Genomic DNA, 25,778 nt, shown 5'->3' on the forward strand with positions numbered 1-25,778 from the left:
GGTCAGGGGCACTGCACCCTGGGGTTCCAGGGGTAGAAAACGCCCCTGGGGTTGTCCTTGAAGATCCAGGCGTGCAGCGTGTAGACCACGCCCAGACCGGGGATCTCCTCCGGCCCGTCGAAGTGCCGGTCGCCGAACATGACCGGGCGGTCCCAGTCCGTCTCCACCTTCTGGTCGGCGTCACGGACGATCCACTCCACGGCTCCGGCGCGGAGCTTGCCGTGCTTGTCCTTGTGGTAGACGACCGCGGCGGGCTTCACCGGATCGGTGGAGTTGATGAGCCGCTGCTTGATGTAGTGGTAGCCCATGGCGCCCTCGCCGGGCAGGGCGGCGCACGGGCCGGCGGGGAGGTAGTCGTCTCTGATCGCGCGCTTCACGTTCTGGTAGTGGCGCGTGGCGGCGTAGGTCTGCACGAGCTCGGGCTCCGAGTCGTGGCCGTGTCCGGCGGCCTGGGCCGGAGCGGCGAGGGCGAGCGCGGTGGTCAGGGCGAGGGCGCAGGCGGCCTTGAGGGGGGACATGTCGAGTCGCTCCTTGCGGAGAGGGACGCCCGCAGGCGGGCGCCCGTCGTGAGGGCGCGGTGGCGCCCGGTGGGGGAAAGCGCGGACAGGGGGTGTGATCCCCACCCGGCCCGCGTCAGCAGCATCGCCCGGCCGGTGGGGGCGTGCCAGGCGAGCCGTCCGTTGGGCTGAGTCGAACGCGAGTGTGGACACGTCGCACTCACCGGGCGGGACCTGTGGATAACTCCGGGGCTGTCGGTGCGGACGCCTATGGTGGACGCAGTGGTCGAGGCGCGACGCACGGGGGACGAACGATGGGCGCTACGGGCGGGACGAGTGTGATGACGGAACTGGACGCGGTGACCGAGACGGGGGCCGGCGCCGGTGCGGGCAGCGGCCCCGCCGGACCCCTCGGTGCCGACGCGAGCGAGGCGCTGACCGCGCTGCACCGGGTCTTCGGTTACGGGGCCTTCCGCGGCGAACAGGAAGCGGTCATCGAGCACGTGGTCGCGGGCGGCGACGCCGTCGTGCTCATGCCCACCGGCGGCGGCAAGTCGCTGTGCTACCAGATCCCGTCCCTGGTCAGGCCCGGTACGGGCGTGGTCGTCTCCCCGCTCATCGCCCTGATGCAGGACCAGGTGGACGCGTTGCGGGCACTGGGCGTGCGGGCCGGGTTCATGAACTCCACGCAGGACTTCGACGAGCGCCGGATGGTGGAGGCCGAGTTTCTCGCCGGCGAGCTGGACCTGCTGTACCTGGCGCCGGAGCGGCTGCGGCTGGAGAACACGCTCGATCTGCTCTCGCGCGGCAAGATCTCCGTCTTCGCGATCGACGAGGCGCACTGCGTCTCCCAGTGGGGCCACGACTTCCGGCCCGACTACCTGGCGCTGTCGCTGCTCGGCGAGCGCTGGCCGGACGTGCCGCGCATCGCGCTCACGGCGACGGCCACGCGTGCGACGCACCAGGAGATCACCGAGCGGCTGAACATGCCGTCGGCCCGTCACTTCGTGGCGAGCTTCGACCGGCCCAACATCCAGTACCGGATCGTGCCCAAGGCCGACCCGAAGAAGCAGTTGCTGGCCTTCCTGCGCGAGGAGCACGCGGGCGACGCGGGCATCGTCTACTGCCTGTCGCGCAACTCCGTGGAGAAGACCGCCGAGTTCCTCAGCCGCAACGGCATCGAGGCGGTGCCCTACCACGCGGGCCTGGACGCGGGGACGCGCGCGGCCCACCAGTCCCGCTTCCTGCGGGAGGACGGCCTGGTCGTGGTGGCGACCATCGCCTTCGGCATGGGCATCGACAAGCCGGACGTCCGCTTCGTCGCCCACCTCGACCTGCCCAAGTCGGTCGAGGGCTACTACCAGGAGACGGGCCGGGCCGGGCGGGACGGCCTGCCGTCGACGGCCTGGATGGCCTACGGGCTGAACGACGTCATACAGCAGCGCAAGCTGATCCAGTCCGGTGAGGGCGACGAGGCCTTCCGGCGGCGGGCCCAGGCCCACCTCGACTCGATGCTGGCGCTGTGCGAGACGGCCCAGTGCCGCAGGGGCCAGCTCCTCGCCTACTTCGGCCAGGACCCGGACCCGGCCGGCTGCGGCAACTGCGACACCTGCCTGACCCCACCGGAGACCTGGGACGGCACAGTCGCGGCGCAGAAGGTGCTGTCGACGGTGGTGCGGCTGCAGCGGGAGCGCGGGCAGAAGTTCGGCGCGGTGCAGATCGTCGACATCCTGCTGGGCAAGCGCACCGCCAAGGTCATCCAGTTCGATCACGACCAGCTGTCCGTATTCGGCATCGGCGACGACCTCACCGAGGGCGAATGGCGGGGCGTCATACGGCAGTTGTTGGCACAGGGGCTGCTCGCGGTCGAGGGCGAGTACGGCACGCTGGTGCTGACCGAGGCCAGCGGGGCGGTGCTGCGGCGGGAGCGCGAGGTGCCGCTGCGCAAGGAGCCGAAGAAGCCGGTGACCTCCCGGTCGGGTTCCTCGTCGTCCTCCGGTTCCGGGCGGAGCGAGCGCAAGGCCAGGACGGCCGCGGCCGAGCTGCCCGAGGAACTGCTGCCGGCGTTCGAGGCCCTGCGCGCCTGGCGCGCCGAGCAGGCCCGCGAGCAGGGCGTCCCCGCCTACGTGATCTTCCACGACGCCACGCTCAGGGAGATCGCCACCGTGTGGCCGACGTCGGTGCGCGAACTCGGCGGGATCAGCGGGGTCGGCGAGAAGAAGCTCGCGACGTACGGGGAGGGTGTGCTGGAGGTGCTGGCGTCCTTGGGCGGACGGCCCGGCGCGACTCCGGCGGCCGACCCGGCTCGGGTTGCCGGCCCGACCCCGGGTCGTGGACCCGGCCAGGACACCGGCGGGCCGGACTACTGGCCCGAGATGGACGCGGAGCCGGAGCCCGACGACTGGATATAGGCCGGGCTGCGGCCGGGCCTTGCGGCCGGGTCGGGCTTCGGCCGGGGCGTGTGGCTCGGCACAGCGGCGGCCGGGTCGCGGGTTCGGTAGGACCCCGGCCGGGTCGTGTGGCTCGGCAGGCCCCGGCCGGGTCGTCTGGCTCCTGGCTCGGCCGGGGTGCGTCGGCCCGAGAGGGGGTCAGGTCACAGCGCCCGCGCCGCGTACGCCCTGACATCCGCGTCGGAGTCCGTCGTCGCCGTGGCCAGGGCCGCCCGGGCCTCCGCGGAGGCTCCGTGCCGGGTCAGGGCCAGGACGGCGGCCTTGCGGACATCGGCGTTGGAGTCCGCCAGGGCCTTGGCGAGCGCGGGGACGGCCACGTCGGGGTCCGCGACGGACAGCGCCGTCGCGGCACCGGCCCGCACCTGCCAGGCCGACTCGGACAGGGCGGCGACGGCACGTGCGGTGAGGGGTCCCGGGCAACCGGTCGTGCCCAGTGCGCCGTAGGCCGCCGCGCGGACGAGGGCGTCGGGATCGTCGAGGAGCCCGGTCAGGGCGCCCTCGATCGGGTCGGCCTCGAAAGCGTCGCCCCCACGAGGGAGCGCAACGGCACCCAGCCGCTCCGCCCCCACCGTGGCGAGCCCCTTGGCGATCGCCACCCGGACCTCGCGGGACGGGTCGGCGGCCGCCGCGCCCGCCAGCGCTTCGGCGGCGTCGACCGACACCAGGGCGCGCACGGCCTCGATCCGGACGGTGATGTCCGAGTCGGTCAGGGAGGCCACGAACAGACCGGTGTCTCCGAGGCGCAGGGCGCGCAGGACGTCCAGCGCGGCGGCGCGGACCACGGGGTCGGGCTCGGCGAGGGCGGCGGCGAGGCCGTCGCGCAGGCCGGGCTCGGGCGGGAGCGTCTCGACGAGCTCGCGCAGGGACGCGGCCGCGGCGGCACGGACCTCGGCGGCGCCGTCCCGCAGGGCGGCGGCGAGGGCGGGCCCCGTCCCCGGCGGCAGCGTCTCGGTGAGCACGGCGACCGCCTCGCGCCGGACGGCGGGCGCGGGATCGGTCAGGTACGGCCGGAGGGCGTCGAGCTCGGGTTCCTCGTCGGCGAGGGCGACGAGTTCGAGGAGGCGGGCGGAGGACTGCTCGCCGGGAGGAGACGTGGGTGAGGTGCGCGGCGTCGCGGTCCGTTCCGGCTCCGCTTCCTCGGCCGGCTCTGCTCCCTCGGCCGGCTCCGCGACCCCGGCCCGGGCCGCGACCGGTGCCACATCGCGCGCCCCCGCCGTCGCGACGTCCTCGGCGTGCACCTCACCGAGGTGACGGGGCGCGCCGCCGACCGGGTCGAAACCGTCGACCGGAACGAGATAGGGAGCCACGGGACGAGCCGCGAACTCCATCGCACCAGAGGGGGACTTGTGCAGATCGAGGTGGTGGAACCAGGACGCGTCGTCACGCCGGGGGTGGTCGAGCCGGTCGTGGTAGAGACCCCAGCGGGACTCCGTGCGGGCCAGGGAGGAGCGCGCGGCCATCTCCGCGCAGTCGCGGATGAAGGTGACCTCGGCGCAGCGCATCAGCTCGTGCGGAGTGCGGGCGCCCATCGCCGCGATGTCGGCCCGCATCCGCTCGAACGCCTCCAGGGCCAGCGACAGCCGGGCTCCGGACTTGGGCGGGGCGACGTAGTCGTTCACGAAGCGGCGCAGCTTGTACTCGACCTGGGGCTGCGGCGGGCCGTCGGGGTTGCGCAGCGGGCGGTAGATCAACTCGTGCGCCTCGCGCAGCTGGTCGGCGGGCAGCTCCCCTTCGTAGGCCGTGTACCGGGACGCGTCCGCGCCCGCGAGGTCGCCGAAGACGAACGCGCCGATCATGTAGTTGTGCGGCACGCAGGCCAGGTCGCCGGCCGCGTACAGGCGGGGCACGGTGGTGCGGGCGTGGTCGTCCACGCGGACGCCGGAGGCGGAGTGGCCGCCGCAGAGGCCGATCTCGGAGATGTGCATCTCGACGTCGTGGGTGCGGTAGTCGTGGCCGCGGCCGGAGTGGAAGGTGCCGCGGGTGGGGCGTTCGGTGGAGTGCAGGATCGTCTCCAGGGCCGAGACGGACTCCTCGGGGAGGTGGCTCAGCTTGAGGTAGACGGGGCCCCGGTCGGACGCCACCTCCGCCGCGAACTCGGCCATCATCTGGCCCGACCAGTAGTCGGAGTCGACGAAGCGCTCGCCGTGCCGGTTGACCTGGTAGCCGCCGAAGGGGTTGGCGACGTAGGCGCAGGCCGGGCCGTTGTAGTCCTTGATCAGCGGGTTGATCTGGAAGCACTCGATACCGGTGAGCTCGGCGCCCGCGTGGTAGGCCATGGCGTAGCCGTCACCGGCGTTGGTGGGGTTCTCGTAGGTGCCGTAGAGGTAGCCGGAGGCGGGCAGGCCGAGGCGGCCGCAGGCGCCGGTGGCGAGGATGACCGCGCCCGCGCGGACCTGGACGAACTGCCCGGTGCGGGTGTTGAAGCCGGCCGCCCCGACGGCGCGCCCCTGCGCCGTGAGGACACGCACCGGCATCACCCGGTTCTCGATGCGGATCCGCTCCCGCATCTCGCGCCGCCGCAGCTGCCGGTAGAGGACCTTCTTGACGTCCTTGCCCTCCGGCATGGGCAGCACATAGGAGCCGGAGCGGTGCACCTGGCGGACCGCGTAGTCGCCGTGCTCGTCCTTCTCGAACTTCACGCCGTACGACTCCAGCCGCTGCACCATCGCGAAGCCGCGGGTGGCGGTCTGGCGGACGGTGGACTGGTCGACGATGCCGTCGTTGGCGCGGGTGATCTCGGCGACGTAGTCGTCCGGTTCGGCGCGGCCGGGGATGACCGCGTTGTTGACGCCGTCCATGCCCATGGCGAGCGCGCCGGAGTGGCGGACGTGGGCCTTCTCCAGCAGCAGGACGTCCGCGCCGTGCTCGGCGGCGGTCAGGGCCGCCATGGTGCCGGCGGTGCCGCCGCCGATGACGAGGACGTCGCAGGTCAGCTCCTCGGCGTCGGCGAGGGCGGGGACGGCCAGGACAGGGTCCGCCGGGGGGTTCACGGAGGTGGTCACCGGGGTGCCTTTCACGTACCGAGCGAGGTGAGGACGTCGCGCCGCAGGGCCAGGCGCGCGGGGTCGTCGTGCGCGCCCCGGTCGCGGGGGCGGGGCACGTCCCGGACGGCGGCGAGGCCGCCCGCGGCGAGCAGGGCGACGCGGTCGCCGAGGAACAGCGCCTCGTCCACGTCGTGGGTGACGAAGACGACGGTGGCGCCGGTGCCCTGGAGCACTTCCACCAGCAGGTCCTGCATGCCGGCGCGGGTCTGCGCGTCGAGCGCTCCGAACGGCTCGTCCATGAGGACGGCGCGCGGGCGTGCGGCCAGGGCGCGGGCCAGCTGGGCGCGCTGGCGCTGCCCGCCGGAGACCCGGTGCGGCAACTGCCCGGCCTGCGCGCCGAGTCCGACCCGCTCCAGCCAGGCCTGGGCCTGGGCCCGGCGTTCGGCGCGGGGCACGCCCCGGATGGCGAGCGGCAGTTCGACGTTGGCGCGCAGGGTGCGCCAGGGGAGCAGGGCGTCCTCCTGGAAGACCAGGGCGCGGTCGGCCGCGGGGCCGGTCAGCGGGTGGCCGTCCTGGGTGAGCTGCCCGGCCAGCGGCGCGAGCAGGCCCGCCAGGGTGCGCAGCAGGGTCGACTTGCCGCAGCCGGACGGGCCGACGACGGTGAGGATCTCGCCGGATGCGACGTCCAGGTCGACGTCGTCCAGGGCGGGAGCGCCGGGGCGGCCGAGGGAGACGCCGGCGAGGGTGAGCCGGGTGCCGCGCACCGGTGCTCCGGCGGTGACGGCATCCGTCTCGGGCGAGGTGCTCAGGACGGTCTCAGACGAGGTGCTCATCACGTGTCTCCTCGGCTCGGGCCCCGTCGGGCAGCGCGGTGGACGCGGCTGGCGCGGGCTGACCGGATCCAGCGGGCTGACCGGATCCAGGAGGCTGCCCGGACCCGGCGGGCTGCCCGGACCAGGCGGGCTGCCGGGCCCCGCCCGACCGCGCGGACCCGGGCGCCCGGGCACCGGGCTCGTACGCGGTGCGCGGCAGCCAGCGCGTGAGGCGGCGGCCCAGCAGTTCCACCCCCGTGGAGGTGAGCCAGCCGAGCACGCCGATGGTGGCCATGCCGACGAAGACGCCCGGGTAGTCGACGACGGTGTAGTCCTGCCACGTGCGGTAGCCGACGCCGTACTGGCCGGAGATCATCTCGGCGGAGATCACGCAGATCCACGAGACGCCGATGCCGACGGACAGGCCGCCGAAGACGCCGGGCAGCGCGCCCGGCAGGACGACCGAGCAGAGGATCCGCCACCGCCCGCCGCCCATGGTGAGCACCGCCTCCTCCCACACGGGGGTCAGCGCGCGCACGGCGTGCCGGGTGGAGACCAGGACCGGGAAGAAGGCGGCGGTGCAGGTGATGAAGACGATGCCCTGTTCGTTGGAGGGGAACAGCAGGATCGCGACGGGGACCAGGGCGATGGCCGGGACCGGGCGGATCACCTCCAGCACCGGGCCGAGCAGGTCCTCGGCGAGACGCGAGCGCGCCACGAGCACGCCCGTGGCCACGCCCAGGACGGCGGCCAGCAGGAAACCGGTGAGGATCCGGGTGAGGCTGTCGGTGAGGTCCGTCCAGTAGTCCGGCCCGGACAGCCGGGCGGCGAAGGCCCGGGCCACGTCGGCGACCGTCGGGAACTGCGAGAACCGCAGCCACAGGTCGACGTTCCAGCTGGTCAGCGCCTGCCACAGGCCGAGGGCGGCGGCCAGCGAGCCCAGGCGGAGCGCATACCGCCTCATGAGGCCCGCTCCAGGGCGTCGGTGTAGGAGACGACCCGCGCCCCGGCGTGCCCGGCGACGTAGGCCCGCGCGGTGTCGGGGGCGACGAAGGGCAGCAGCTTGCCGCCGTCGGCCACCCATATGGCCTTGTCGGCGAACCAGAGCGTGCCGGTGGTGGTGTCGGGGACGTAGGCGGCGCGCAGGGCGTCGCGGTGTCCGGCCACGTAACGCAGCAGTGCGGAGGGGGAGTTGAAGGTGACGGTTGTCGAGGCGCCCTTGGGCCAGGCCTCGCTCGCGGCCGGTGCGGGCCGCGCGGCCAGCCGGTCGGCGTACGCCGCCGGTCCCAGGGCCTTCTTCACGTACCGGTCGTCGACGAAGGAGTCGACGTCCACGTCGCCGGTCAGCCTGGCCGACTTCAGGATCGACACGTCCTGCTTCAGGGCGGCCACGAGCCGGGGCTTGATCGCCGGGTCGAAGGTGGCGATGCCGTGAGCGCCGTTGTAGAGGTAGACGACCTCGGCGGGCAGGCCGGTCGCCTTCGCGACCTTCTCGGCGGCGTCCACCGGGTGCTCGTTCAGGTAGTCGGTCGCCTCCGCCTGCGCCTTCAGGAACGCCTCCAGCACGGCCGGGCGCCGCTCGGCGAAGTCCTCCCGGGCGGTGACGCCGTGGAAGGTCGGCAGGTTCAGCCGGGCGCCGTCGTAGAGCGCCTTCGCCTTGCCCTGGTAGGTGAGCAGGCCGGGCCAGGCGACGAACTGCGACAGCGCGTCCGTACTGCCCGCGGAGAGGGCCGAGGCGCCGACGGCGGGCTGCTGGTTGAGCTTCTCGATGCCGCGTTCCGGGTCGATGCCGGCGCGCCGCAGCGCCCGTACGAGGGTGCCGTCGGCGGCCGATCCGACGCTGGTGGAGACCTTCTTGCCCTTCAGGTCATTCAGCGAGGCCAGCTTCGAACCGGGCGCGGTGACGATGGTGTTGAGGCCGCCGCGCAGGTTGTAGCCGGTGACCGACACCAGCCGGGTGGGGCGGTTGAGCTGCTTGCCGCGGGCCGCGTTGATGAGCAGCGGGAAGTCGCCCATCGAGCCGATGTCGATCTTCCCGGCGGTCATCTGGGCGGTGATCGGGGCGCCGGTGGCGTAGTCCTGCCAGCTCACCTTGTAGCGGACGCCGTCGTGCAGGGCGTCGAGCTGCTTCTCGAAGGAGCCGAGGGAGCGCAGCAGGGTGCCCGCGGTGACGGTGTTGATCGTCCGGGACTGGTAGCCGACGGTGACGGTGACGGTGGAGCCGCTGCCGGCCTCGGCGTCACCGCCGCAGGCGCTGAGCGGGAGCAGGAGGACGACCGCGGAGCCGGCGACCGCCGTGCGTTTCAGGGTGGTTCGGGACATGACGGTTCGGGCCTCTCACCGGAGCAGATAGGGCATGTTGACGGTGACGGCTCCGGTGGGGCAGCGCGCCGCGCACGGGCCGCAGTACCAGCACTCGTCGACGTGCATGTAGGCCTTGCCGTTGCGCTCGTCGATGGCGAGGGAGTCCAGCGGGCACATGTCCACGCAGAGCGTGCAGCCGTCGATGCACTTCGACTCGTCGATGGTCACGGGCACGTCGGCCCGCTGGGGCGCCAAGGGCATGGCTGTCTCCAGGAGTGTGCGCGAGCGGGTGGGTCAGACGGATCGGTGCAGCAGGCCGCTCATGGTGATGCGGTCGCCGCGGAACCGGATGAACTCCAGGTCGACCGGGCGGCCGTCCGCGAGGTGGGTGAGGCGTTCCAGCATGAGGACGGCGGCGCCGCGCGGAGCCTCCAGCACGGCGGCCGAGTGGGTGTCCGCGCTGACCGCTTCCAGGGTGATCTCGGCGTGGCCGAGACGATGGCCGGTGACGGCTTCCAGCAGGCGGAAGACGTCGGTGTTCTCCAGGTCGGCGCCGAGCAGTCCCGCGCCGATGTCGAGGGGGATGTAGGTGAGGTCGAGGGACAGGGGCAGACCGTTGAGGCGGCGCAGGCGTTCGATGTAGAGGACGTCCGTGCCGGGCGCGAGTCCGAGGCGTGCGGCGACGGGCGCGGGCGCCGGGGCGGGGCCCATGGTGCGGACCTCGTTGGTGACGTGGCCGTGTTCGCGCAGGGTTTCCGCGAGGCCCATCAGGCGGTCGAGGCCGTGGGGGTACTTGCGGGCCACGACCACGGTGCCGACACCCGGCTGGCGTTCCACCAGCCCTTCGGCCCGCAGCAGGTCGAGAGCCTCGCGGACCGTGTTGCGGCTGGCGCCGTAGTCGGCCGAGAGAGCCGACTCGTGGGGCAGGACGCCCTCGGCGAAGTCGCCGCTGAGCAGCTGCCGGCGGAGCAGGTCGGCCAGTTGCCGGGCCCGGTCGGCGCGCAGCCGGCGCCGCGCGCGGTGGGCGGCGACGGTGGTCGCGGCGCCCTGCCCGGCGTGGTCTCGGATGCGGTCGGTCGGCATGGATCGAACCATACCTATCCGATAGGAAAAGGGGTGTTGCGGGAATGTTGCGCCACCGGGCAGGTGGCCGGTTCCCTGGCCGACCTGGGTTTTCGCGGTGTCCGCCGGCAGTTCCGCCACCGGCAGCCGGGCCGGTGCGGCTACGACAGCGCCGTCAGCCCCGGGGCGAACGCGATCAGCAGGGGCAGCAGCGGCACCAGCGCGGCCGTGGTGGTCGTCAGGGCGCGGTGCCGGCGGCCGAGCCGGGGCGGCGGTTCCAGGAGCCGGTCGACCCGCTCGCCCAGCAGGCGGTGGCTGGAGGCGCAGGACAGGACGCCCCGGTGCTGGTTGAGCTCGATCAGGGCCAGGGCCGTGGTCAGGTGGCCGCAGCGGCGGGAGGCCGTGTCGTCGGCGGCGAGTTCGACCAGGCGGTGGGTCTGGTCGCAGAAGTGGGCGAACAGCGGGATGCGGGGGAATCCGGTGGCCAGGGCGGTGGACAGGTGCAGCAGCCAGTCGTGGCGGGCGCGGGCGTGGCCGCGCTCGTGGGTGAGGACGGCGTCGAGCTGGTGGCCGGTGAGGCGGTGCAGGGCGCCCGTGGTGACGATGAGCTGGGGCGGGCTGCCGGGCAGCCACCAGGCGTCCGGGTACTCGTCCTCCAGGACCAGCAGGGGGCCCTTCGCGGCGGGCAGGCCGGCCGGCAGGTCGGGGGCGCGTTCGCGCAGGTGGGCGCGGGCCTGGGCGCGCCGCCTGCGCGCCTCGACGAGCTCCCGCGCGAGCATCGCGGTCGTCCAGGCGGCACCGCAGGCCAGCAGCAGGGTGAGCGCGGTGGCCCACGGCGGGGCGGTGGACAGGTCGTACGCGGCGGTCACCGCGGGCGGGGCCGGGGCGAAGAGCTGGGCGCGGACGGTGCCGAAGACGGCGGCGGCGCCCAGGGAGAGCGCCGTCACGCAGCACAGCAGGACCGTGGCGACCAGGCACTGCCACACCCACAGCGCGACCACCGGTTCCCGCTCGGGCCAGGCGGCCCGGGTCAGCGCGCGGGGCACGGGTACGGCGGCCGTCACGGCGACAACGCTCAGCAGGAGCAGGCAGACGGTCATGGCCACGGACTCCGGTTCCTGGTCGGAAGAAGGGCGGCTACGGGTCGTGCGGGGGAGGGCGGTCGCAGCCCGCACCGGTGACACGACTGCCGAGGACGCGGCTGCCGGGCGCACCCGGGAACGCGGTGAACGCGGCGAACGTGCCGTGTACCGCGCCCGTGCGAGCACACCGCCCGACGCACAGTATGACGGGCCGGGCGGTGTGCGTCAGGGGCCGAACGCGATCGGGAGTTCCGGGAGGGGCGACCGCCGGCCGGACCCGGGCCGTCCGCCGGGGTCAGGCCGGGACCACCCGCCCCGTCACCTCGCCCAGCCCGACCCGCACGCCGTCCGGGCCCGGAGCCCAGGCCGAGAGGGTCACCACGTCGCCGTCCTCCAGGAACGTCCGCTTGCCGTCGGGGAGTTCGAGCGGGTCGCGGCCGTTCCAGGTCAGTTCCAGCAGGGAGCCGCGCTCCCGGTCCGCCGGGCCGCTCACCGTGCCGGAGCCGTACAGGTCGCCGGTGCGCAGGGAGGCACCGTTCACGGTCATGTGAGCCAGCTGCTGGGCGGCCGTCCAGTACATGGTGGAGAAGGGCGGCTCGGAGACGACGTGGCCGTTGACGGCGACGCTGATCCGCAGGTCGTAGCCGCCGGGTTCCTCGTCGCCGTCGTCGAGGTAGGGCAGCAGCCCGTGCGTCCGGGCCGGCGGGGCCACCCGGGACTCCTCCAGGGCGTCCAGCGGGGTGATCCACGCCGACACGGACGTGGCGAAGGACTTGCCGAGGAACGGGCCGAGGGGGACGTACTCCCAGGCCTGGATGTCGCGGGCGGACCAGTCGTTCAGCAGGCACAGCCCGAAGACGTGCTCGCGGAAGTCGGCGAGGGCCACCGGCTCGCCCATCCGGGACGGCACGCCGACGACGAAGCCGACCTCCGCCTCGATGTCCAGGCGCACGGACGGGCCGAAGACGGGAGCGGCGTCCGTGGGCGCCTTGCGCTGGCCCGAGGGGCGTACGACGTCCGTGCCCGAGACGACGACCGTGCCGGAGCGGCCGTGGTAGCCGATCGGCAGGTGCTTCCAGTTGGGGGTGAGGGAGTCCTCGGCGTCGGGCCGGAAGATCTGCCCGACGTTCCGGGCGTGGTTCTCGGACGCGTAGAAGTCGACGTAGTCCGCGACCTCGAACGGCAGATGCAGGGTCACGGCGGACAGGGGGTGGAACAGCGGCTCGACGGTCTCGCGGTGGGACGGCACGGTCACCCAGGCCGTCAGCGCCCGGCGCACGTCCGACCAGGCCGTGCGCCCCGCGGCCAGCAGCGGGTTGAGGGACGGCCGGGCCAGCAGGGAGGCGTACGGGGAGCCGAGGGCGTGGGCCGCCGCGCCGGCGTCCAGGACGTGGTCGCCGAGCCGGACGCCCACGGTCCGGTGCGAGGAGCCGGGCAGGGAGAACACGCCGTACGGCAGGTTGTGCGGACCGAAGGGATCGCCCTCGGGGACATCGAAGGGGGGCATCGGGTGCTGCCTCGCTTTCGGGTGTGCCATGTCGTCGCCACGTGTTCGTGGTCGTGCCACACGTTACGGGTGACACGGCGGTCCCGGGCAGAGTCCGAGGAGGCTCGGACGGGCGAACGGGGCAGGTGGGCCAGGGTGCGATGGGACGGGCCCGCACGACCCCGACCGGCGCGGCGGGCGGGACCGCACATGCGTACGTGCCGGAAGTTATCCACAGGACGCGACGCAATCTTGACGGAGCGGTGCGAACGGGGCGACTCTGGGCGGGTGCCGGAAGGCCTCGGGGAGGGGGCGTTCCGACGGCACACCAGGGGGGCGGATGGCCATTGGGGAGGCCGGTCCGGGTTCGGTGCGGCGTGGTGTACAGCCGAAGCGGCTGGAAGAAGCCATGCGCGTCCGGCTCGGCCGGGAATGTGTGTACGTACCGTCGTGCCGTCTCGGGCTGTACGTGGCGCTGCGCCACTGGTGCCCGCCCGGCGGCCGGGTACTGATGTCGCCGGTCAACGACGACGTGATCTTCTTCGTCGTGCTCGCGGCCGGACTGCGTCCGGTGCAGGCGCCGTTGAACCCGCTCGACGCGTCGATCGACATCGATGCCGTCCCCGAGGAGGTCTGGGGCTCGGTGTCGGCCGTGCTCACGACGAACCTGTACGGGAACCCGGATCCGGCGCCGCGCCTGCGGCAGAAGTGCGACGCGCTGGGCATCCCGCTGTTCGAGGACGCCGCGCACGCGATCGGCAGCCGGGTCGGGGACCGGCCGGTCGGCGCGTGGGGTGAGGCTTCCGTGTTCAGCCTGTCCAAGCACGTGGGCGCCAAGGCCGGGGGCATGCTGTCGCTCGCCGACCCGGGGCTGCGGGACGCGGTGGAGAGGACCTGCTCGGAGTTGCTCGTTCCGGGCCGGCTGAGCTCCGAACTGGCCTTCGCGGTCCGGCCGTACGCGGAGGCGGCGGTGCGCGGGCTGCGGCTGCGGCGCGCCGCCTGGGCGGCGGTCCGGCTGCTGGGGCTGGCGGACCGCGAGGAGATCCGGATGCCGCTGCGCCCGGACGAACTCGCGCGGGCCGCCCGCCACGCGCCGGGGCTCGAGGCCCACCACCCGTGGGTGCGGGTCGACATGCACGACTACCGCCTGGAGTCCGGCCCGCTGCGGCTGCGGCGCATCGCACACAAGCTCGACGGCCTGGACGACGTGCTGGACGCCTGCCGGGCGGGCACCGAGCTGCTGCTGTCCACGCCCTGGGCCAAACCGAGGGCGGCGTACGGGACGCAGCCGCTGTTCCGCGTCCCGCTGTTCGTGGCGGACCGGGACGCGGCCATGGCGGCCCTGGCGCGGCGGGGCGTGGTCGTCGGCTACCTCTACGACCCGCCCCTGGACGACTACGCGGGCGCGGAGTTCACCGACCCCTCGCCGGCCCCGGAGGCGGCCCGCTGGTTCGCGCGGCACGCGCTGCCCGTGGACCCGCTGCGGGCGCGGACGGTCGTCGAGGTGCTTCAGCGGTCGGGGGCACGACCGGTCGAAGCGCCGGGAGAGCTGTCCCGGAGCAGGCCGACACCGGGAGGGCTGGGTTAGTCCCGTGGCTGAGATCCAGGTGCACGAGCCCGCCGCCGCGCGCGCCGAGAGCGGCGGCGGACCGAAGCCTGCCGACGGCGAGCACAGCCACGACTCGCTGTTCAAGAACGCCTACTTCCTCATGCTCAGCACCGGCGTGTCCGCCGTGCTGGGCCTGGGGTTCTGGCTGGTGGCCGCCCGCTACTACTCCGAGGAGGCCGTCGGCCAGGGCTCCGCCGCGATCGCCGCGATGCGGTTGCTCGCCAGCATCACGGCGACGACGATGATCGGGGCCGTCGTCCGCTTCGTCCCGCGCGCGGGACGGGAGACCGGACGCCTGGTGTGGGGCACGTACGCGGCGAGTTCGCTGGTCGTGGCGCTCGCCGCGGCCGTCTTCCTGCTCACGCTCGACGCGTGGGGCGCGTCGTACGCGCCGCTGGGCACGCCCATGGCGGGGGCGGTGTTCGTCGCGGCGTGCGTGGCCTGGGCGCTGCTCACCCTCCAGGACGGGGTGCTCACCGGGCTGCGCAAGGCCGAGTGGGTCCCGGCGGGGAACGCGGTGTTCTCGGTCGGGAAGCTGGCCCTGCTGGCGGTCTTCGCCGGCGCGCTGCCCGTCCTCGGCATCTTCGTCTCCTGGGCGGTGGCGATCGCCTTCTCCACCCTGCCGCTCGGCTGGCTGATCTTCCGCCGGCTCATCCCGCGCCAGGCCGCCGCCGACCGGGACAAGGACCCCCCGAAAGTCCGGGAGATGGGCCGCTTCCTGGCCGGCGACTCGCTGGGCGCCCTGTTCAGCCTGGCCATGATCAACCTGCTGCCGGTGATGGTCGCGGTCCGCTTCAGCGCCGCGGAGAACGGCTACTTCTACGTGGCGTACACCGTCGGCGGCACGATGGAGTTCATGGCCATCAACATGGCCTCCTCGCTCACCGCGCACGCCTCGCACGACCCGCGCCAACTCGCCGACGGCGTCAAAGGGGCCCTGCGGCGCATGACGCTGCTGCTGGTCCCGGTCGTGCTGGTGCTCGTCCTGTTCGCCCCGTACATCCTCACGCCGTTCAGCCCGGACTACGCCGAGCACGGCTCGACCGTGCTGCGGCTGCTCGCCCTCGGCGCGCTGCCCCGGGTGGTGGTGGAGCTGTACATCGGCGTGCTGCGCGTGCAGGGGCGTACGGGAGTGCTGGCCGCGCTCCAAGGCGCCATGTGCGCCCTGGTCCTGGGCAGCGCGGCCGTGCTGTTCACGCCGGCCGGGATCGCGGGCGCCGGCTGGGCGGTGCTGCTGAGCATGACGCTGATCGCCGTCGTCTCCGCGGTCGGACTGCGCGCTGCGCTGCGCCACAACGACAGCGCGCCCGGCGTCCGTACGCCCGCCGCCCCCTCCTACGGCACCCGCTGGGCGCGGCTGAACGCCACGGCCGGGTACGGCACGGCCTGGGCCCGCCGGGCCGCCTGCCAGCCCAAGGACGGCGACGAGGACACGGTCACGCTGTTCATCGGCCGCCCCGGATACGAGCGGGAGGCGCTGCAGGCGGACACCCTCGCGCTGATCGTCCGGCCGCACCACCCGGAACCGGAAACGGGGGAGAAGGGGACCGGTGCCGAGCAGGCGGTCGCCGCGGAGGCGATGGCGGACGCGGCCGAGGACCGACGAAGGCCCGGGGCGGCGCGGGAGGGCACGCTCCTGCGCGAGGACCCGGCCGGGGCCGACGACCGGACCCGGGAGCGGCGGCTGCGAGGCGCCCTGTGGAGCCTGCTCGGGGTCGCCGCCGTCTTCTTCTGGGCGCCGCTGCGCGACCTGCCCTGGCTGGACGGCGCCACCGAAACGCCGCTGACGGGGCGCCGGTTGCTGGAGGGCCTGCCCCTGCCGTCGCTCACGGCGGGCGGCCTGCTGCTCGTGGTGTTCGTCGCCGCGGTCACCCTGTGCACCCGGCGCGAGGCGTGGCTGCCGGGCACGGCACTGTCCGCGGCCCTGCTCGCCCTGTACGCCGCACCGGTCGCCCTCGGGCGGGAACCGCGGCCGGTGGACGGGGCGTTGTACGAGAAGACGGCCGGCTTCCTCGCGGACGCGCTGGGGCTCGACGGCCCCGAGCCGCTGCTGCGCTGGGCACCGCCGGTCTGCCTGCTGCTGTGCCTCGTGCCGCTGTGGCTGCTGCTCGCGAGCGCGGGCCGGCGGCTGTCGTGGGCGGGGCGCTGGGGGGTTCTGTATCTCGTCGCGGTCGGCGGCTGGGTGTGGCGCGAGGCGCTCGCACCCGTCGCGCCGCCGCTGCTCGTCGTCCTTGCCGCAACCGTCCTGCTCCTGCCGCTCTGCCGCCGTGCCGCGACGGCCTGGGGGCCACCGCTCCGCAGACAACCGAACGGCCGATCCAGCGACTGACCGACCCAGAGCCGAACAGAGCCGAACCGCCAGGGGGGAACCGCCGTGCGTCCGCCAGCAACTCCACGGGAGAGATCCACGCCAGAGCCCACACCCGCACAGGACGGCGCGGACATGCCCGGCAGCGACCCCGAGACTTCCAGCCAGTCCTCCAGCCCCTCCTCCTCGGAGGCGTCGAGCCCCGCCCACGAGCCCGTGACGGATCTGTCCGACCTGCCCCCCGCCTGGTCCCGGCGCCGCGCGCTCACCTGGCCCGGGGTGCCGCTGCTCGCCGCGCTGGCGCTGTGGGTGTACGCCGTGCGGCACACCGACGTCTCGCGACTCGACGACTACGGGCTGGTCACCGCGCTGCACCCGACGTTCTGGGCCGGACTCGTGGTGCTCACGGCCGGCTTCTGGTGCACGGTCCGCGATCCGCGCCGCCCGGGTGCCTGGGCGGCGGCGTACGTGCTCGGGCTGCTGGTGATGGAGCGGGCCACGCAGGCCGTGGTCTACCCGACCCCGCTGTACGCCTGGGCGTGGAAGCACGAGGCGGTCATCGACCACCTGCTGACGGCCGGCGGTCTGCAGACGGCCGACCAGGTCGGCGACATGGCGGTGTACGACCAGTGGCCCGGCTTCTTCGCCGCCCAGGCCGCCCTGGTGCGGCTGCTGGGCGTGGAGTCGGCGGCGATGTTCATGGCCTGGTGGCCCCTGGTCTCCTGCCTGATGCTGCTGCTCCCGCTGCTGCTGATCTACCGCACCTTCACCGAGGACCGGCGGCTGATCTGGACGGCGGTCTGGCTCTTCTACGTCGCCAACTGGGTCGGGCAGGACTACTTCTCGCCCCAGTCCGTGGCGTACGCGCTGCACGTGGGCGTCCTGGCCGTGGTGCTGCGCCGCTTCGGCCGGACCGCCGTGCGGCGCGGTCGGCCGCGACAGGCCGTGTGGACGGTGGTGCTCACCGTCATGATCACGGCGATCGTCATCTCCCACCAGCTCACCCCGGGCATGCTGGTCGTCTGCCTGCTCGCCCTGGGCCTGAGCCGCCGCTACCGCGACTGGGTCCCGGTGGTCACCACGGTCGTGATCTTCCTGGCCTGGTGCCTCACGGCCGCGCTGCCCTTCCTGTCCGCGGCGATGCCCGACATGATCCGCTCCGTCGGCGACGTCGGCGCCAACGTCGAGACCGGCTACGGCGCCACCCCGACCGGCACCGGCGCGATCGCGACCTCCTGGGCGGCCCGGCTGCTGTCCGGCTCCGTGCTGCTGCTCGCGGCCGTCGGCGTCCTGCGCCAGCGGGTGCTGCGCCACCGGGCCCGGCCCCTGCTGCTGGTCGCCGCGGCCCCGCTGCCGATGTTCGCGGCGAGCAGCTACGGCAGCGAGATGATCTTCCGGGTGCTGTTGTTCATGCTGCCCGGCGCCGCCTTCTTCGCCGCCGCCGCGATCCTGCCCAAGGTCCGCACCCTGGCCGCCGACGCCGCCGCGCAGGAGGCCGGCGGCCGGCCGGCAGCGCCCGCGAAACGCCGCCGGCGGAGGCTGGTCGCGTGGGTGCCGCCGGCCGCCCTGCTCGTCGGGACCCTGGCGTTCGTGCCGAGCTACTCGGGCAAGGACCGGATCAACTACTTCCCGCCGCAGGAGGTGGCCCTCGTACGGCAGCTCTTCGACCAGGCGCCCGAAGGGTCGCTCGTGGTGGCGGCCAACCGCAACTACCCGCACGCGTACGCCTCCTACTGGAGCATCGACCACTACTGGTTCCTGGACGACGCCCGCAGCCACGTCGACCGGATCGTCCGCGACCCGGCCGCCACCCTCGCCAGTGACATGGCCGGCATCGAGCGGCCGGCCCGGGCGTACTTCCTCCTCACGCAGGGGCAGTTCGCCAACTCCGAGATGAACGGACAGCTCACGAAGGCGCAGCTGGACCGCATCCGGACGTCCGTCGACGCCTCGCCGCGGTTCCGGCTCGTGGCGGAGAACGGCGCCGGATGGCTCTACGAACTGAAGCAGGCGGGGGGAGCGGAGCGATGACACCTCAGGAACTCGTGGTCAGGATGGCACCGCCGTTCGGCGGCTGGCTGGCGCTCGCCGCGCTCGCCCTGCCCGGCGGATCGCCGCTGCGGGGCGCCGCGGTCGTGCTCTTCCTGGCGGCGGGCCCGGGCGCGGCCGTGGTGAGGGTCTGCGCCCCCGCGCTGGGGAGCACGGCCCGCGGAAGGGCCTGTCGAGCGCCGGGACCCGGACTTCGCCCGCCACTCCGACCTGCTGGAGCGGCTGATGCTGGTGCTGTTCCTGAGCATCGGCGCCGTGATGCTCGTCGCGACCGTGCTGATCGCCACGCACACCTTCAGCGCACAGCGGGTGCTGCTGACGCTGACACTGCTGACCACACTCGCCGCGTTCTGTCCGCCGCTGCGCGCCTCCCCGCCGCCCAGGACGACGCCGAGGACACCGAAGGGTTCTGCTCAGTGAGGTTCAACCGTCCCCACCGTCCCTTTCGCCCCCGCCCCTTGCGCCGCGACCCGGTCACGACCGGACAGCACCGCAGGAAGCCACCCGGAGAACACGAGCGGGCCGCCGGTCCCTTCGCCTCGAGCCGGCGCCGCCTGCTGATCACGTCCGCCACGGTCGTCAGCGCGGTCCTGGTCGCCGTACTCGCCCTCCGGAACGCCTCCGGACCGGAACAGGGAGCCGCCGGGTCCGGCGCCGACTGCCGCCCCACGGCCCTGCTGGAACCGCCCTGCGGCGCCTGGTTCGGCGCGTTCGTGCCGCACGAGCGGGACGACCTGCCCGAGAAGGTGCGCGCCTACGAGAAACGCGTGGGCCGCCCGCTCGACATCGTGTACACGTACCACGACATGTCCCTGGCCGAGGGCACCCGCCGGGAGGGCCAGCTGCTCACCCCCGAGGAGCAGCGCGTCGGCCGGGACCACCTGCTGCTGCTGTCCTGGGAGAGCAAGTGGTGGGGCGGCACGAAAAAGCAGCAGCCGACCTGGAAGCAGATCGCGGCCGGCGAGCTGGACGAGCAGGTCATCGACGTCCAGGCCCGGCGCATCAAGGACTACGGCAAGAAGGTGTTCCTCTCCTTCGACCTGGAGATGGACACCCGCACCCCGGCCAACGGCACGCCCGCCGACTTCGTCCGGGCGTACCGGCACATCCACGACCGGTTCCGCGAGCTGGGCGTCGACAACGTGGTGTGGACGTGGATCACCACCGGGTACCTCGACCACGCCGACGTGATCAAGAAGATGTATCCCGGCGACGACTACGTCGACTGGATCGGCTACAACCAGTACAACTACTACCGCTGCCACGACGCGGGCTGGCTCACCTTCGCCCAGACGCAGAACGCCACGCACGACTGGATCCGGAAGAACATCTCCGACGACAAGCCGCTGATGCTCTCCGAGTTCGGCACGGCCGCGGACTCGGCGCGCCCGCAGCGGCAGGCCGAGTGGTACGCGCAGGTGCCCGGGGTGCTGAAGGGCCTGGAGGGCGTCAAGGCCGCCCTCCAGTGGAACTACCGCGACCCCGGACCGCACTGCAACCTCGCGCTGGCGAACGACGCGGCCTGGGACAGCCTGCGCAAGGCGGTCTCCGACCCGTACCTCAACCAGCCCTTGGAATAGGCCCGTTCAGCACCAGCCCTTGGAGTAGGCCCGTTCAGCCCGCGAACTCGGGCCCGTGCACCATCGCGCGGGCCCGCCGGTACCACCGCCACGCGATCGTCTTCGGCCCGTCCCGGTACGGCGCGACCCGGGCGCCCGCGCCCGCCAGCCAGTTCTCGACGTCGGCGACGGTGTGGGTGCGCCGGACGATGAGCCGGGCGATGCGGTACCGCTCGTCGCGGTCGGAGCTGAGCGCGTGGCGTACGGCGGTCGCCGTCTCGTAGCCGGCCCGGGCCGACATGGCCCGCACCCGCGGGCTGTTGTAGCCGTGCGGGTAGGCGAGATGGCGGACCTCGTGCCCGAGGGCGTCCTCCAGCACGGCCTTCGAGGTGCGCAGTTCGTACGCCAGGTCCTTCGCGGACAGCGTGTCGAGCTGGGCGTGGGTGACCGTGTGGCTGCCGATCTCCATGCCGTAACGTTCCAGCTCCGCCGCCCGGGCCAGGGTCATCATCGGGGCGGGCGGCAGCAGACTGCGGCCGCCCGGGGCGATGGCGCCGGTGGTCAGGTAGGCGGTGGCGGGCAGCGCGCGCTCGGCCAGCGCCTCGGCGGTGGGGCCGGGCAGATCGGCGAAGCCGTCGTCGAAGGTGAGCAGCACCGGCCGGGTGGGCAGCGGCGCCCGCCCGGCCAGATGGTCGGCGATCGTACTGATCGTGACGGGCGTGCGCCCGCTGCGCACGACGGCGTCGAGATGCGCCGCGAACTGCCGCGGCGTGACCGTGAACTCGGCGATCCAGTCCGGCGGGTCGTCCATCACGGAGTGGTACAGGAACACGGGGATGGCCGGAGCGCGGACGTCAGGCCGGCTCACCGGAGCCGCTGGACGCCCCGGGGATATCGGGCCCTCACCGTCCGGCGCCCCCCGTTCCGCCCGGCCTCTGCCGTCCCCCTGCCCCTCGCCCCGTTCGCGTGCCGTTGTCTTCATCCCGCCCCCTGAACACCAGTCCGGCGCAGCGCCCTGCGCGCCCGCACATAGCCGACAGGCCCGTACACCATCCCCCGGCGCTGTAGCCGAGACAGCCGCCGCGGCCAGGGATGCGTCCGCACGTCGTGATCGCCCGGCATGCCCCCGCCGTCCGTCCCCTCCGTCTCGCGCACGGCGGTCAGCGCGCGGGCGTGGACGAGGCCGCGGGGCAGTCTCGCGAGGAACGCCGGCAGCAGCGCGGGCCGGTTCACCAGGACCGCGGTGAGATACGCCGTGAGCCCGGCGCCGTAGCCGTACGCCTGCGTCTCCAGGTCCCGCCAGGTCTCCCGGTGGTGGTGCCACACCAGGGCGTACGGCGTGTACCGCAGCCGGTGCCCGTCGGCCAGGACGCGGACGAAGCCGTAGAGGTCGTCGCCGCCCCGGGCGGCCGTCCCGGCACCGGTGGCCGGGTCGAAACCGCCGACGGAGCGCAGGACCCGCGTGCGGAACGCCATGTTGGCACCCGAGCCGAACCGCCCCGCCGTGAACGGGAACAGCGGCTCGTCGACCGGCGGACGCGCCGGGTCGTACGTCCTTGGAGTGAAGCCTTTCGCGAAACCGCCGTGGCTCTCCAGCAGCACCTGGGCCGGGGTCGTCAGCCGCGCGGGCAGGATCAGCCCGGTGCTGCACCCCAGTCCGGCGTCGGCGGCGAAGGGCGCGGTCAGCTCGGTCAGCCAGCGCGGGTCGGCGACCACGTCGTCGTCGGTGAAGGCGACCACCTCGCCCGACACGGCCGCGAGGCCGGTGTTGTGGGCGACCGCCAGACCGGGCACCGGCTCGCACACGTACCGCACGCGCTCGGCGTACTTCCGCTCGACCAGCTCCCGCGTCTCGCCCGTCACGGGCGCGTTGTCGACGACGACGATCTCGAACCGCGGATGGTCCTGCGCCAGCAGCGAGTCCAGCGCGCGGGCGAGCTGCCCGGCGCGCTCCCGGGTGGCGACGACGACACTCGTGAACGGCGGCTCCCCGGGGCCCTCGACCGCGCCCGGCGGGCACTCCGCCCGCGCCCGCGCCGCGAGCACGGCCCTGGCGTCCGCCCCCTCCGGCACCCGCCCGAGCAGGGTGCCCACGGGCCGGCCCTGCCGTCTGACCAGCACGAACACCTCTCCGTGCGTCACCGGCGGGCTGCCCGGACCCGGTCTGAGCACCGCCTCGTCACCGTCGAGGTCCAGCTCCGCGACCTGCACCGCCCCGATGTCCAGGAACCGCCGTATCTCCTCCTGCGCACGCGCCGAACGGGCCATGCGCCCTCCCCCCCTCGTCGTCAGGTACGACCGTTGTCCGTACGACTACGGCTTCTGTTCAGGCACCGCGCAGCCGAGCCGCGCCCTTCAGGGTCCGCGCCGCCAGCGCCGCGAGCCGCGGCCGGCCGCGGACGAAGCTGTGCGCGCGGCGGGCCGGCTCGCGGCTCAGCCAGTGCAGCGCCGCGCCCGCCCCCGGCCGGGTCGCCGCGCCCTCGTACACCGGCCGTTCGCCCGTCTTCAGCGCGTCCTTGTACTCGGCCGCGCCCCGCCCCAGATCGAGCAGGCCGATGCCCTCGGCGGCCGCCGCCTCGGCCATGCGCAGGTGCAGCACCAGACCCGGCGAGTACTTCGAGAACTCCGGGTCGTACGCCGGGAACCAGCAGGCCAGCACCGACGCCGAGCGCAGCCCGAAGTGCGCGGCGACGGGCCGGCCGCCGGCGTACAGCACGGACAGCGTGCCGCCGCACTCCGGCGCCCGGGTCCGGGCCAGCTGCCCGACGAGCCGCGTGATCCACTCCTGGGCGAACCGGTCACGGCGGCCCGTCCGGCGGTACTGCGCGGACTTCCACTCCATGAGCGTGCGCAGCGCGGCCGGGTCGCGCTCGTCGAACACGAACCGCACCTCGCCGACCTGCCGGCCCAGCCTGCGCTCCTTGGCCAGGGTGGTCTTCAGGAACTTCGGCGACTGGGCGCGCAGCGCCGACTCGTACGTCTCGTAGCCCTTCTCCACGTCGACCACGTAGGTGGCGTGCTCCTCCGCCGCGTACCGGACGAACAGCCGCTGCTCGGCCTCCAGGTTGTCGAAGGCGAAGCTCGACAGCGCGCAGGCCCGCAGCAGTTCACCGGTCTCCAGCGCCAGACCCGGCCGCAGGACCGCCCCCTGGACGTCCGAGACGCCGAGTCCGATCGCCCGGCCCTGCCCCAACGGCCCGCGCTCGTACGGCAGGAACCCGGCGGGCTCCCGCCCCTCGTACACGACCGCGACCCGGGCCTGCGGCCTCACCCGGCCGACGGCGGCGGTGAACTCCGGTTCCATGAAAGGGTTGCGCGGTGCCTCCGAGGCGGCGCGCAGCGCACGCCAGCGCTCCCTTTCCCCTTCGCCGAGCTCCCCGGGCCCCATCACGTGAATGCGCCCACTGCTCAACCTGACCCCCCGATCAAGTCCCCCCTGGACACTTGGAAGGTACCGCCCGAGACGGCCCCGACGGTAGGTAGCGGACCATGTTGTTGCCAACTGGTGCAGAGGCCTTCAACCGGGCAATCGGCGTGCGCCGCGCGATGAAACGAAAGGGCGCGCTGTCCGTATTCTCTGATCATGGCCGCACCCATCGCATATTCACTCATCGCCACCGACCTGGACGGGACGCTGCTGCGCGGCGACGACACCCTGTCCGACCGGTCCCTCGCCGCGCTCGCGCGGGTGGCGGACGCCGGTGCCCAGCACCTCGTGGTGACGGGCCGGCCGGCGCCGAGAGTGCGGCCGCTCCTGGACGACCTGCGCTGCACGGGGCTCGCGGTGTGCGGGCAGGGCGCGCAGGTGTACGACGCCGGCGCGGACCGGCTGCTGTGGTCCATCACCCTGGACCGGGAGCTGGCGGAGACCGCCCTCGGCAAGATCGAGGCCGAGGTGGGGCAGGTGTACGCGGCGGTCGACCAGGACGGGGTCGACGGGCTCACGCTGATCGAGCCGGGCTATCTCATGCCGCACCCGACCCTGCCCGCGGTACGGGTCGACCGGCGCGACGAGCTGTGGGACGAGCCCATCAGCAAGGTACTGCTGCGCCACCCCTACCTGACGGACGACGAGCTGGCGGCGACGGCCCGCTCGGTGGTCGGCTCACTGGCGACGGTGACGATGTCGGGGCCCGGCACGGTCGAACTCCAGCCGTGCGGCGTCACCAAGGCGACCGGCCTGGCGCTGGCCGCCGATCACCTGGGGCTGCGGCCCGCGGACACCGTCGCCTTCGGTGACATGCCCAACGACATCCCGATGTTCGACTGGGCCGCCCACGGCGTCGCGATGGCCAACGCCCATCCCGAACTCAAGGCCGTGGCCGACGAGGTCACCCTGTCGAACGAGGACGACGGCATCGCCGTCGTCCTCGAGCGACTGCTGGGCGGGACGGCTCAGTACGGGCCGTTGACGTTGTCGATCGAGCCGTAACGGGCGGCCGCGTAGTTGCAGGCCGCCGTGATGTTCGCGACCGGGTCGAACGGGTCCCACGACGTGCCGTCCACGTGGTAGGCCTGGAAGGTCGGGTCGATGGTCTGGAGGAGGCCCTTGGACGGGGTGCCGGCGGCGGCGTTGGAGTCCCAGTTGTTGATGGCCTGCGGGTTGCCGGACGACTCACGCATGATGTTGCGGTAGATGCCGTCGTACGAGCCCGGGATCCCCTTCTGCGCCATGATGTCCAGCGCCTCGCGGATCCAGCCGTCCAGGTTGTCGGCGTAGGTCTTCGTGGAGGCCTGGGTGGCCTCGGCGACGCCTCCGGCGGGCTTCGCCGCCGCGGCGGACGACTGGGTCGCCTTCTTCTTCGCGGCGGCCTTGGCCGTCGTCACCTTCAGCTTCAGGCCGGGGTGGATCAGCCTCGGGTTGTCGCCGACGGCGGCGCGGTTGTCCTTGTAGAGCTGCTTCCAGCCGCCCGAGACGTCGTACTTGTCCGCGATGCGGTAGAGCGTGTCGCCCTTGGTCACGGTGTACGTGAGGGACTTGGCGGGCTGGGCCGCCTGGGGTGCGGTCTGGGCGGCGGGGGCGCTCTGGGCCGGCTGGGCGGCGCTGGCCTGCGTCGCGCCGAGCAGCGGGAGGGTCAGGGCCGCTCCGCCGGTGCCGGCGGCGACGACACCTCGGGTGAGCGGGCTGGTTCTGGGGCGACGGTGCTTACCTCGTCCGGGCATGGCGATGTTCCTCTCCGGCGCCTGCGAGGTGAGCTGTCGGGTTCGGGCCGGGAGGTGCCCGGCCGCGTACGGCGCTGTGCTGCCGTGCGCGGCTTCACCCCGAGCCGTTCCTTGTCATGGACCGGCGACTTACCTGGGTCCCCCGCTCCTGCCCTGCGTGAGTGAGTCGGTGTGTGTGGGGAGTCCGGGCGGCGGCAGGATTCGGCGTCCGCCGGACAAGCCCGGAACGTATGCGAGAGCACATGCCGGGAACAAGCACCGTCGTCACATATCGACTCCGGTGACCTTGGTCGAGGGGATATGAGGCGCTTGATCCTTTGCGGGAGCCAAGGCCCAACTTGCTTTCGGCGGACGGGGGTACGGGACGGTGCCGGGGTGCGGCCGCCGAAGGGGTGAAGTGATTCAACTCACTG

General features: G+C 73.5%; 20 protein-coding genes and 1 riboswitch. Of the genes, 7 read left to right on the plus strand and 13 right to left on the minus strand.

Translation table 11 applies throughout. The features are described 5' to 3' along the window. Positions 1-2: 2 nt before the first annotated feature. Positions 3-518 (minus strand): hypothetical protein, encoded by a 516-nt coding sequence (locus tag C1703_RS23300; protein ID WP_114254709.1) that lies wholly within the window; start codon positions 516-518, stop codon positions 3-5. A 320-nt stretch (positions 519-838) separates the two neighbouring features. Here C1703_RS23300 and recQ point away from each other — a divergent pair, with 320 nt between their 5' ends. Continuing rightward, positions 839-2,908, plus strand: coding sequence for a DNA helicase RecQ (recQ, locus tag C1703_RS23305; RefSeq protein WP_232840564.1), 2,070 nt, complete (start codon positions 839-841; stop codon positions 2,906-2,908). Positions 2,909-3,090: 182 nt separating this feature from the next. Here the strand turns inward: recQ and C1703_RS23310 are convergent, their stop codons facing one another. The 8 genes from C1703_RS23310 to fahA form a co-directional block, all read right to left on the minus strand. Then, the gene (locus C1703_RS23310; protein ID WP_269803233.1) at positions 3,091-5,913 is read right to left on the minus strand and encodes a fumarate reductase/succinate dehydrogenase flavoprotein subunit; all 2,823 of its coding nucleotides are present in this window, start codon (positions 5,911-5,913) and stop codon (positions 3,091-3,093) included. A gap of 47 nt (positions 5,914-5,960) precedes the next feature. Continuing rightward, positions 5,961-6,764 carry an ABC transporter ATP-binding protein gene (locus tag C1703_RS23315; RefSeq protein ID WP_114254712.1) on the minus strand — a complete coding sequence of 268 codons (804 nt, stop codon included), beginning with the start codon at positions 6,762-6,764 and terminating at the stop codon, positions 5,961-5,963. Further along, complete coding sequence (locus C1703_RS23320) at positions 6,748-7,707, minus strand: ABC transporter permease (RefSeq protein WP_114254713.1); 960 nt, start codon at positions 7,705-7,707, stop codon at positions 6,748-6,750. Before C1703_RS23320 ends, C1703_RS23315 begins: the two co-directional genes overlap by 17 nt. Next, complete coding sequence (locus tag C1703_RS23325; RefSeq protein WP_114257547.1) at positions 7,704-9,050, minus strand: ABC transporter substrate-binding protein; 1,347 nt, start codon at positions 9,048-9,050, stop codon at positions 7,704-7,706. The genes C1703_RS23320 and C1703_RS23325 overlap by 4 nt, the downstream gene beginning before the upstream one ends. A 30-nt stretch (positions 9,051-9,080) precedes the next feature. Next, positions 9,081-9,308 (minus strand): ferredoxin family protein, encoded by a 228-nt coding sequence (locus C1703_RS23330; protein WP_003992261.1) that lies wholly within the window; start codon positions 9,306-9,308, stop codon positions 9,081-9,083. A 33-nt stretch (positions 9,309-9,341) separates the two neighbouring features. Then, complete coding sequence (locus C1703_RS23335) at positions 9,342-10,130, minus strand: GntR family transcriptional regulator (protein ID WP_198678252.1); 789 nt, start codon at positions 10,128-10,130, stop codon at positions 9,342-9,344. 140 nt (positions 10,131-10,270) lie between these two features. After that, a complete protein-coding gene (locus tag C1703_RS23340; protein ID WP_114257548.1) occupies positions 10,271-11,209 on the minus strand; it encodes a M56 family metallopeptidase in 939 nt (312 codons plus the stop codon). A 277-nt stretch (positions 11,210-11,486) separates the two neighbouring features. Beyond that, positions 11,487-12,698, minus strand: coding sequence for a fumarylacetoacetase (gene fahA / locus C1703_RS23345; protein ID WP_114254715.1), 1,212 nt, complete (start codon positions 12,696-12,698; stop codon positions 11,487-11,489). A 319-nt stretch (positions 12,699-13,017) separates the two neighbouring features. On the opposite strand from fahA, the gene C1703_RS23350 reads away from it, so the two are divergent. The 5 genes from C1703_RS23350 (at position 13,018) to C1703_RS23370 (ending at position 20,223) form a co-directional block, all read left to right on the plus strand. Beyond that, positions 13,018-14,265, plus strand: a complete 1,248-nt coding sequence (locus C1703_RS23350; RefSeq protein WP_114254716.1) for a DegT/DnrJ/EryC1/StrS family aminotransferase — start codon at positions 13,018-13,020, stop codon at positions 14,263-14,265. A gap of 4 nt (positions 14,266-14,269) precedes the next feature. Continuing rightward, positions 14,270-16,615 (plus strand): lipopolysaccharide biosynthesis protein, encoded by a 2,346-nt coding sequence (locus tag C1703_RS23355; protein WP_114254717.1) that lies wholly within the window; start codon positions 14,270-14,272, stop codon positions 16,613-16,615. 114 nt (positions 16,616-16,729) lie between these two features. Further along, the gene (locus tag C1703_RS23360; RefSeq protein ID WP_232840566.1) at positions 16,730-18,625 is read left to right on the plus strand and encodes a glycosyltransferase; all 1,896 of its coding nucleotides are present in this window, start codon (positions 16,730-16,732) and stop codon (positions 18,623-18,625) included. Positions 18,626-18,868: 243 nt separating this feature from the next. Next, positions 18,869-19,063 (plus strand): hypothetical protein, encoded by a 195-nt coding sequence (locus C1703_RS40325; protein WP_343236405.1) that lies wholly within the window; start codon positions 18,869-18,871, stop codon positions 19,061-19,063. A gap of 38 nt (positions 19,064-19,101) precedes the next feature. Continuing rightward, positions 19,102-20,223, plus strand: a complete 1,122-nt coding sequence (locus C1703_RS23370; protein ID WP_232840567.1) for a glycosyl hydrolase — start codon at positions 19,102-19,104, stop codon at positions 20,221-20,223. A gap of 34 nt (positions 20,224-20,257) precedes the next feature. Here C1703_RS23370 and C1703_RS23375 read toward each other — a convergent pair whose 3' ends face one another. The 3 genes from C1703_RS23375 to C1703_RS23385 form a co-directional block, all read right to left on the minus strand. Beyond that, the gene (locus tag C1703_RS23375) at positions 20,258-21,013 is read right to left on the minus strand and encodes a polysaccharide deacetylase family protein (RefSeq protein ID WP_198678253.1); all 756 of its coding nucleotides are present in this window, start codon (positions 21,011-21,013) and stop codon (positions 20,258-20,260) included. Positions 21,014-21,180: 167 nt separating this feature from the next. Continuing rightward, on the minus strand, positions 21,181-22,470 hold the full coding sequence (locus tag C1703_RS23380; protein ID WP_114254719.1) for a glycosyltransferase: 1,290 nt from the start codon (positions 22,468-22,470) through the stop codon (positions 21,181-21,183). 58 nt (positions 22,471-22,528) lie between these two features. Then, complete coding sequence (locus tag C1703_RS23385; protein WP_114254720.1) at positions 22,529-23,590, minus strand: GNAT family N-acetyltransferase; 1,062 nt, start codon at positions 23,588-23,590, stop codon at positions 22,529-22,531. Positions 23,591-23,785: 195 nt separating this feature from the next. On the opposite strand from C1703_RS23385, the gene C1703_RS23390 reads away from it, so the two are divergent. Then, positions 23,786-24,634: an HAD family hydrolase gene (locus C1703_RS23390; RefSeq protein ID WP_114254721.1), complete on the plus strand. Its 849-nt coding sequence runs from the start codon at positions 23,786-23,788 to the stop codon at positions 24,632-24,634. Here the strand turns inward: C1703_RS23390 and C1703_RS23395 are convergent. After that, positions 24,598-25,365, minus strand: coding sequence for a LysM peptidoglycan-binding domain-containing protein (locus C1703_RS23395; protein ID WP_114254722.1), 768 nt, complete (start codon positions 25,363-25,365; stop codon positions 24,598-24,600). The genes C1703_RS23390 and C1703_RS23395 overlap by 37 nt on opposite strands. A gap of 3 nt (positions 25,366-25,368) precedes the next feature. Further along, positions 25,369-25,547: riboswitch (cyclic di-AMP (ydaO/yuaA leader) on the minus strand. Positions 25,548-25,778: the final 231 nt, after the last annotated feature.

The organism is Streptomyces sp. Go-475, assembly GCF_003330845.1.
GTDB lineage: Bacteria > Actinomycetota > Actinomycetes > Streptomycetales > Streptomycetaceae > Streptomyces.

Coding starts and splice junctions, on each gene's coding strand:
- C1703_RS23315 (WP_114254712.1), bottom strand. CDS start 6,764: ATGAGCACCTCGTCTGAGACCGTCCTGAGCACCTCGCCCGAGACGGAT.
- C1703_RS23375 (WP_198678253.1), bottom strand. CDS start 21,013: ATGGACGACCCGCCGGACTGGATCGCCGAGTTCACGGTCACGCCGCGG.
- C1703_RS23390 (WP_114254721.1), top strand. CDS start 23,786: ATGGCCGCACCCATCGCATATTCACTCATCGCCACCGACCTGGACGGG.
- C1703_RS23300 (WP_114254709.1), bottom strand. CDS start 518: ATGTCCCCCCTCAAGGCCGCCTGCGCCCTCGCCCTGACCACCGCGCTC.
- C1703_RS23395 (WP_114254722.1), bottom strand. CDS start 25,365: ATGCCCGGACGAGGTAAGCACCGTCGCCCCAGAACCAGCCCGCTCACC.
- C1703_RS23320 (WP_114254713.1), bottom strand. CDS start 7,707: ATGAGGCGGTATGCGCTCCGCCTGGGCTCGCTGGCCGCCGCCCTCGGC.
- C1703_RS23360 (WP_232840566.1), top strand. CDS start 16,730: ATGCCCGGCAGCGACCCCGAGACTTCCAGCCAGTCCTCCAGCCCCTCC.
- C1703_RS23340 (WP_114257548.1), bottom strand. CDS start 11,209: ATGACCGTCTGCCTGCTCCTGCTGAGCGTTGTCGCCGTGACGGCCGCC.
- C1703_RS23335 (WP_198678252.1), bottom strand. CDS start 10,130: ATGCCGACCGACCGCATCCGAGACCACGCCGGGCAGGGCGCCGCGACC.
- C1703_RS23330 (WP_003992261.1), bottom strand. CDS start 9,308: ATGCCCTTGGCGCCCCAGCGGGCCGACGTGCCCGTGACCATCGACGAG.
- C1703_RS40325 (WP_343236405.1), top strand. CDS start 18,869: ATGCTGGTGCTGTTCCTGAGCATCGGCGCCGTGATGCTCGTCGCGACC.
- C1703_RS23350 (WP_114254716.1), top strand. CDS start 13,018: ATGGCCATTGGGGAGGCCGGTCCGGGTTCGGTGCGGCGTGGTGTACAG.
- recQ (WP_232840564.1), top strand. CDS start 839: ATGACGGAACTGGACGCGGTGACCGAGACGGGGGCCGGCGCCGGTGCG.
- C1703_RS23385 (WP_114254720.1), bottom strand. CDS start 23,590: ATGGGGCCCGGGGAGCTCGGCGAAGGGGAAAGGGAGCGCTGGCGTGCG.
- C1703_RS23380 (WP_114254719.1), bottom strand. CDS start 22,470: ATGGCCCGTTCGGCGCGTGCGCAGGAGGAGATACGGCGGTTCCTGGAC.
- fahA (WP_114254715.1), bottom strand. CDS start 12,698: ATGCCCCCCTTCGATGTCCCCGAGGGCGATCCCTTCGGTCCGCACAAC.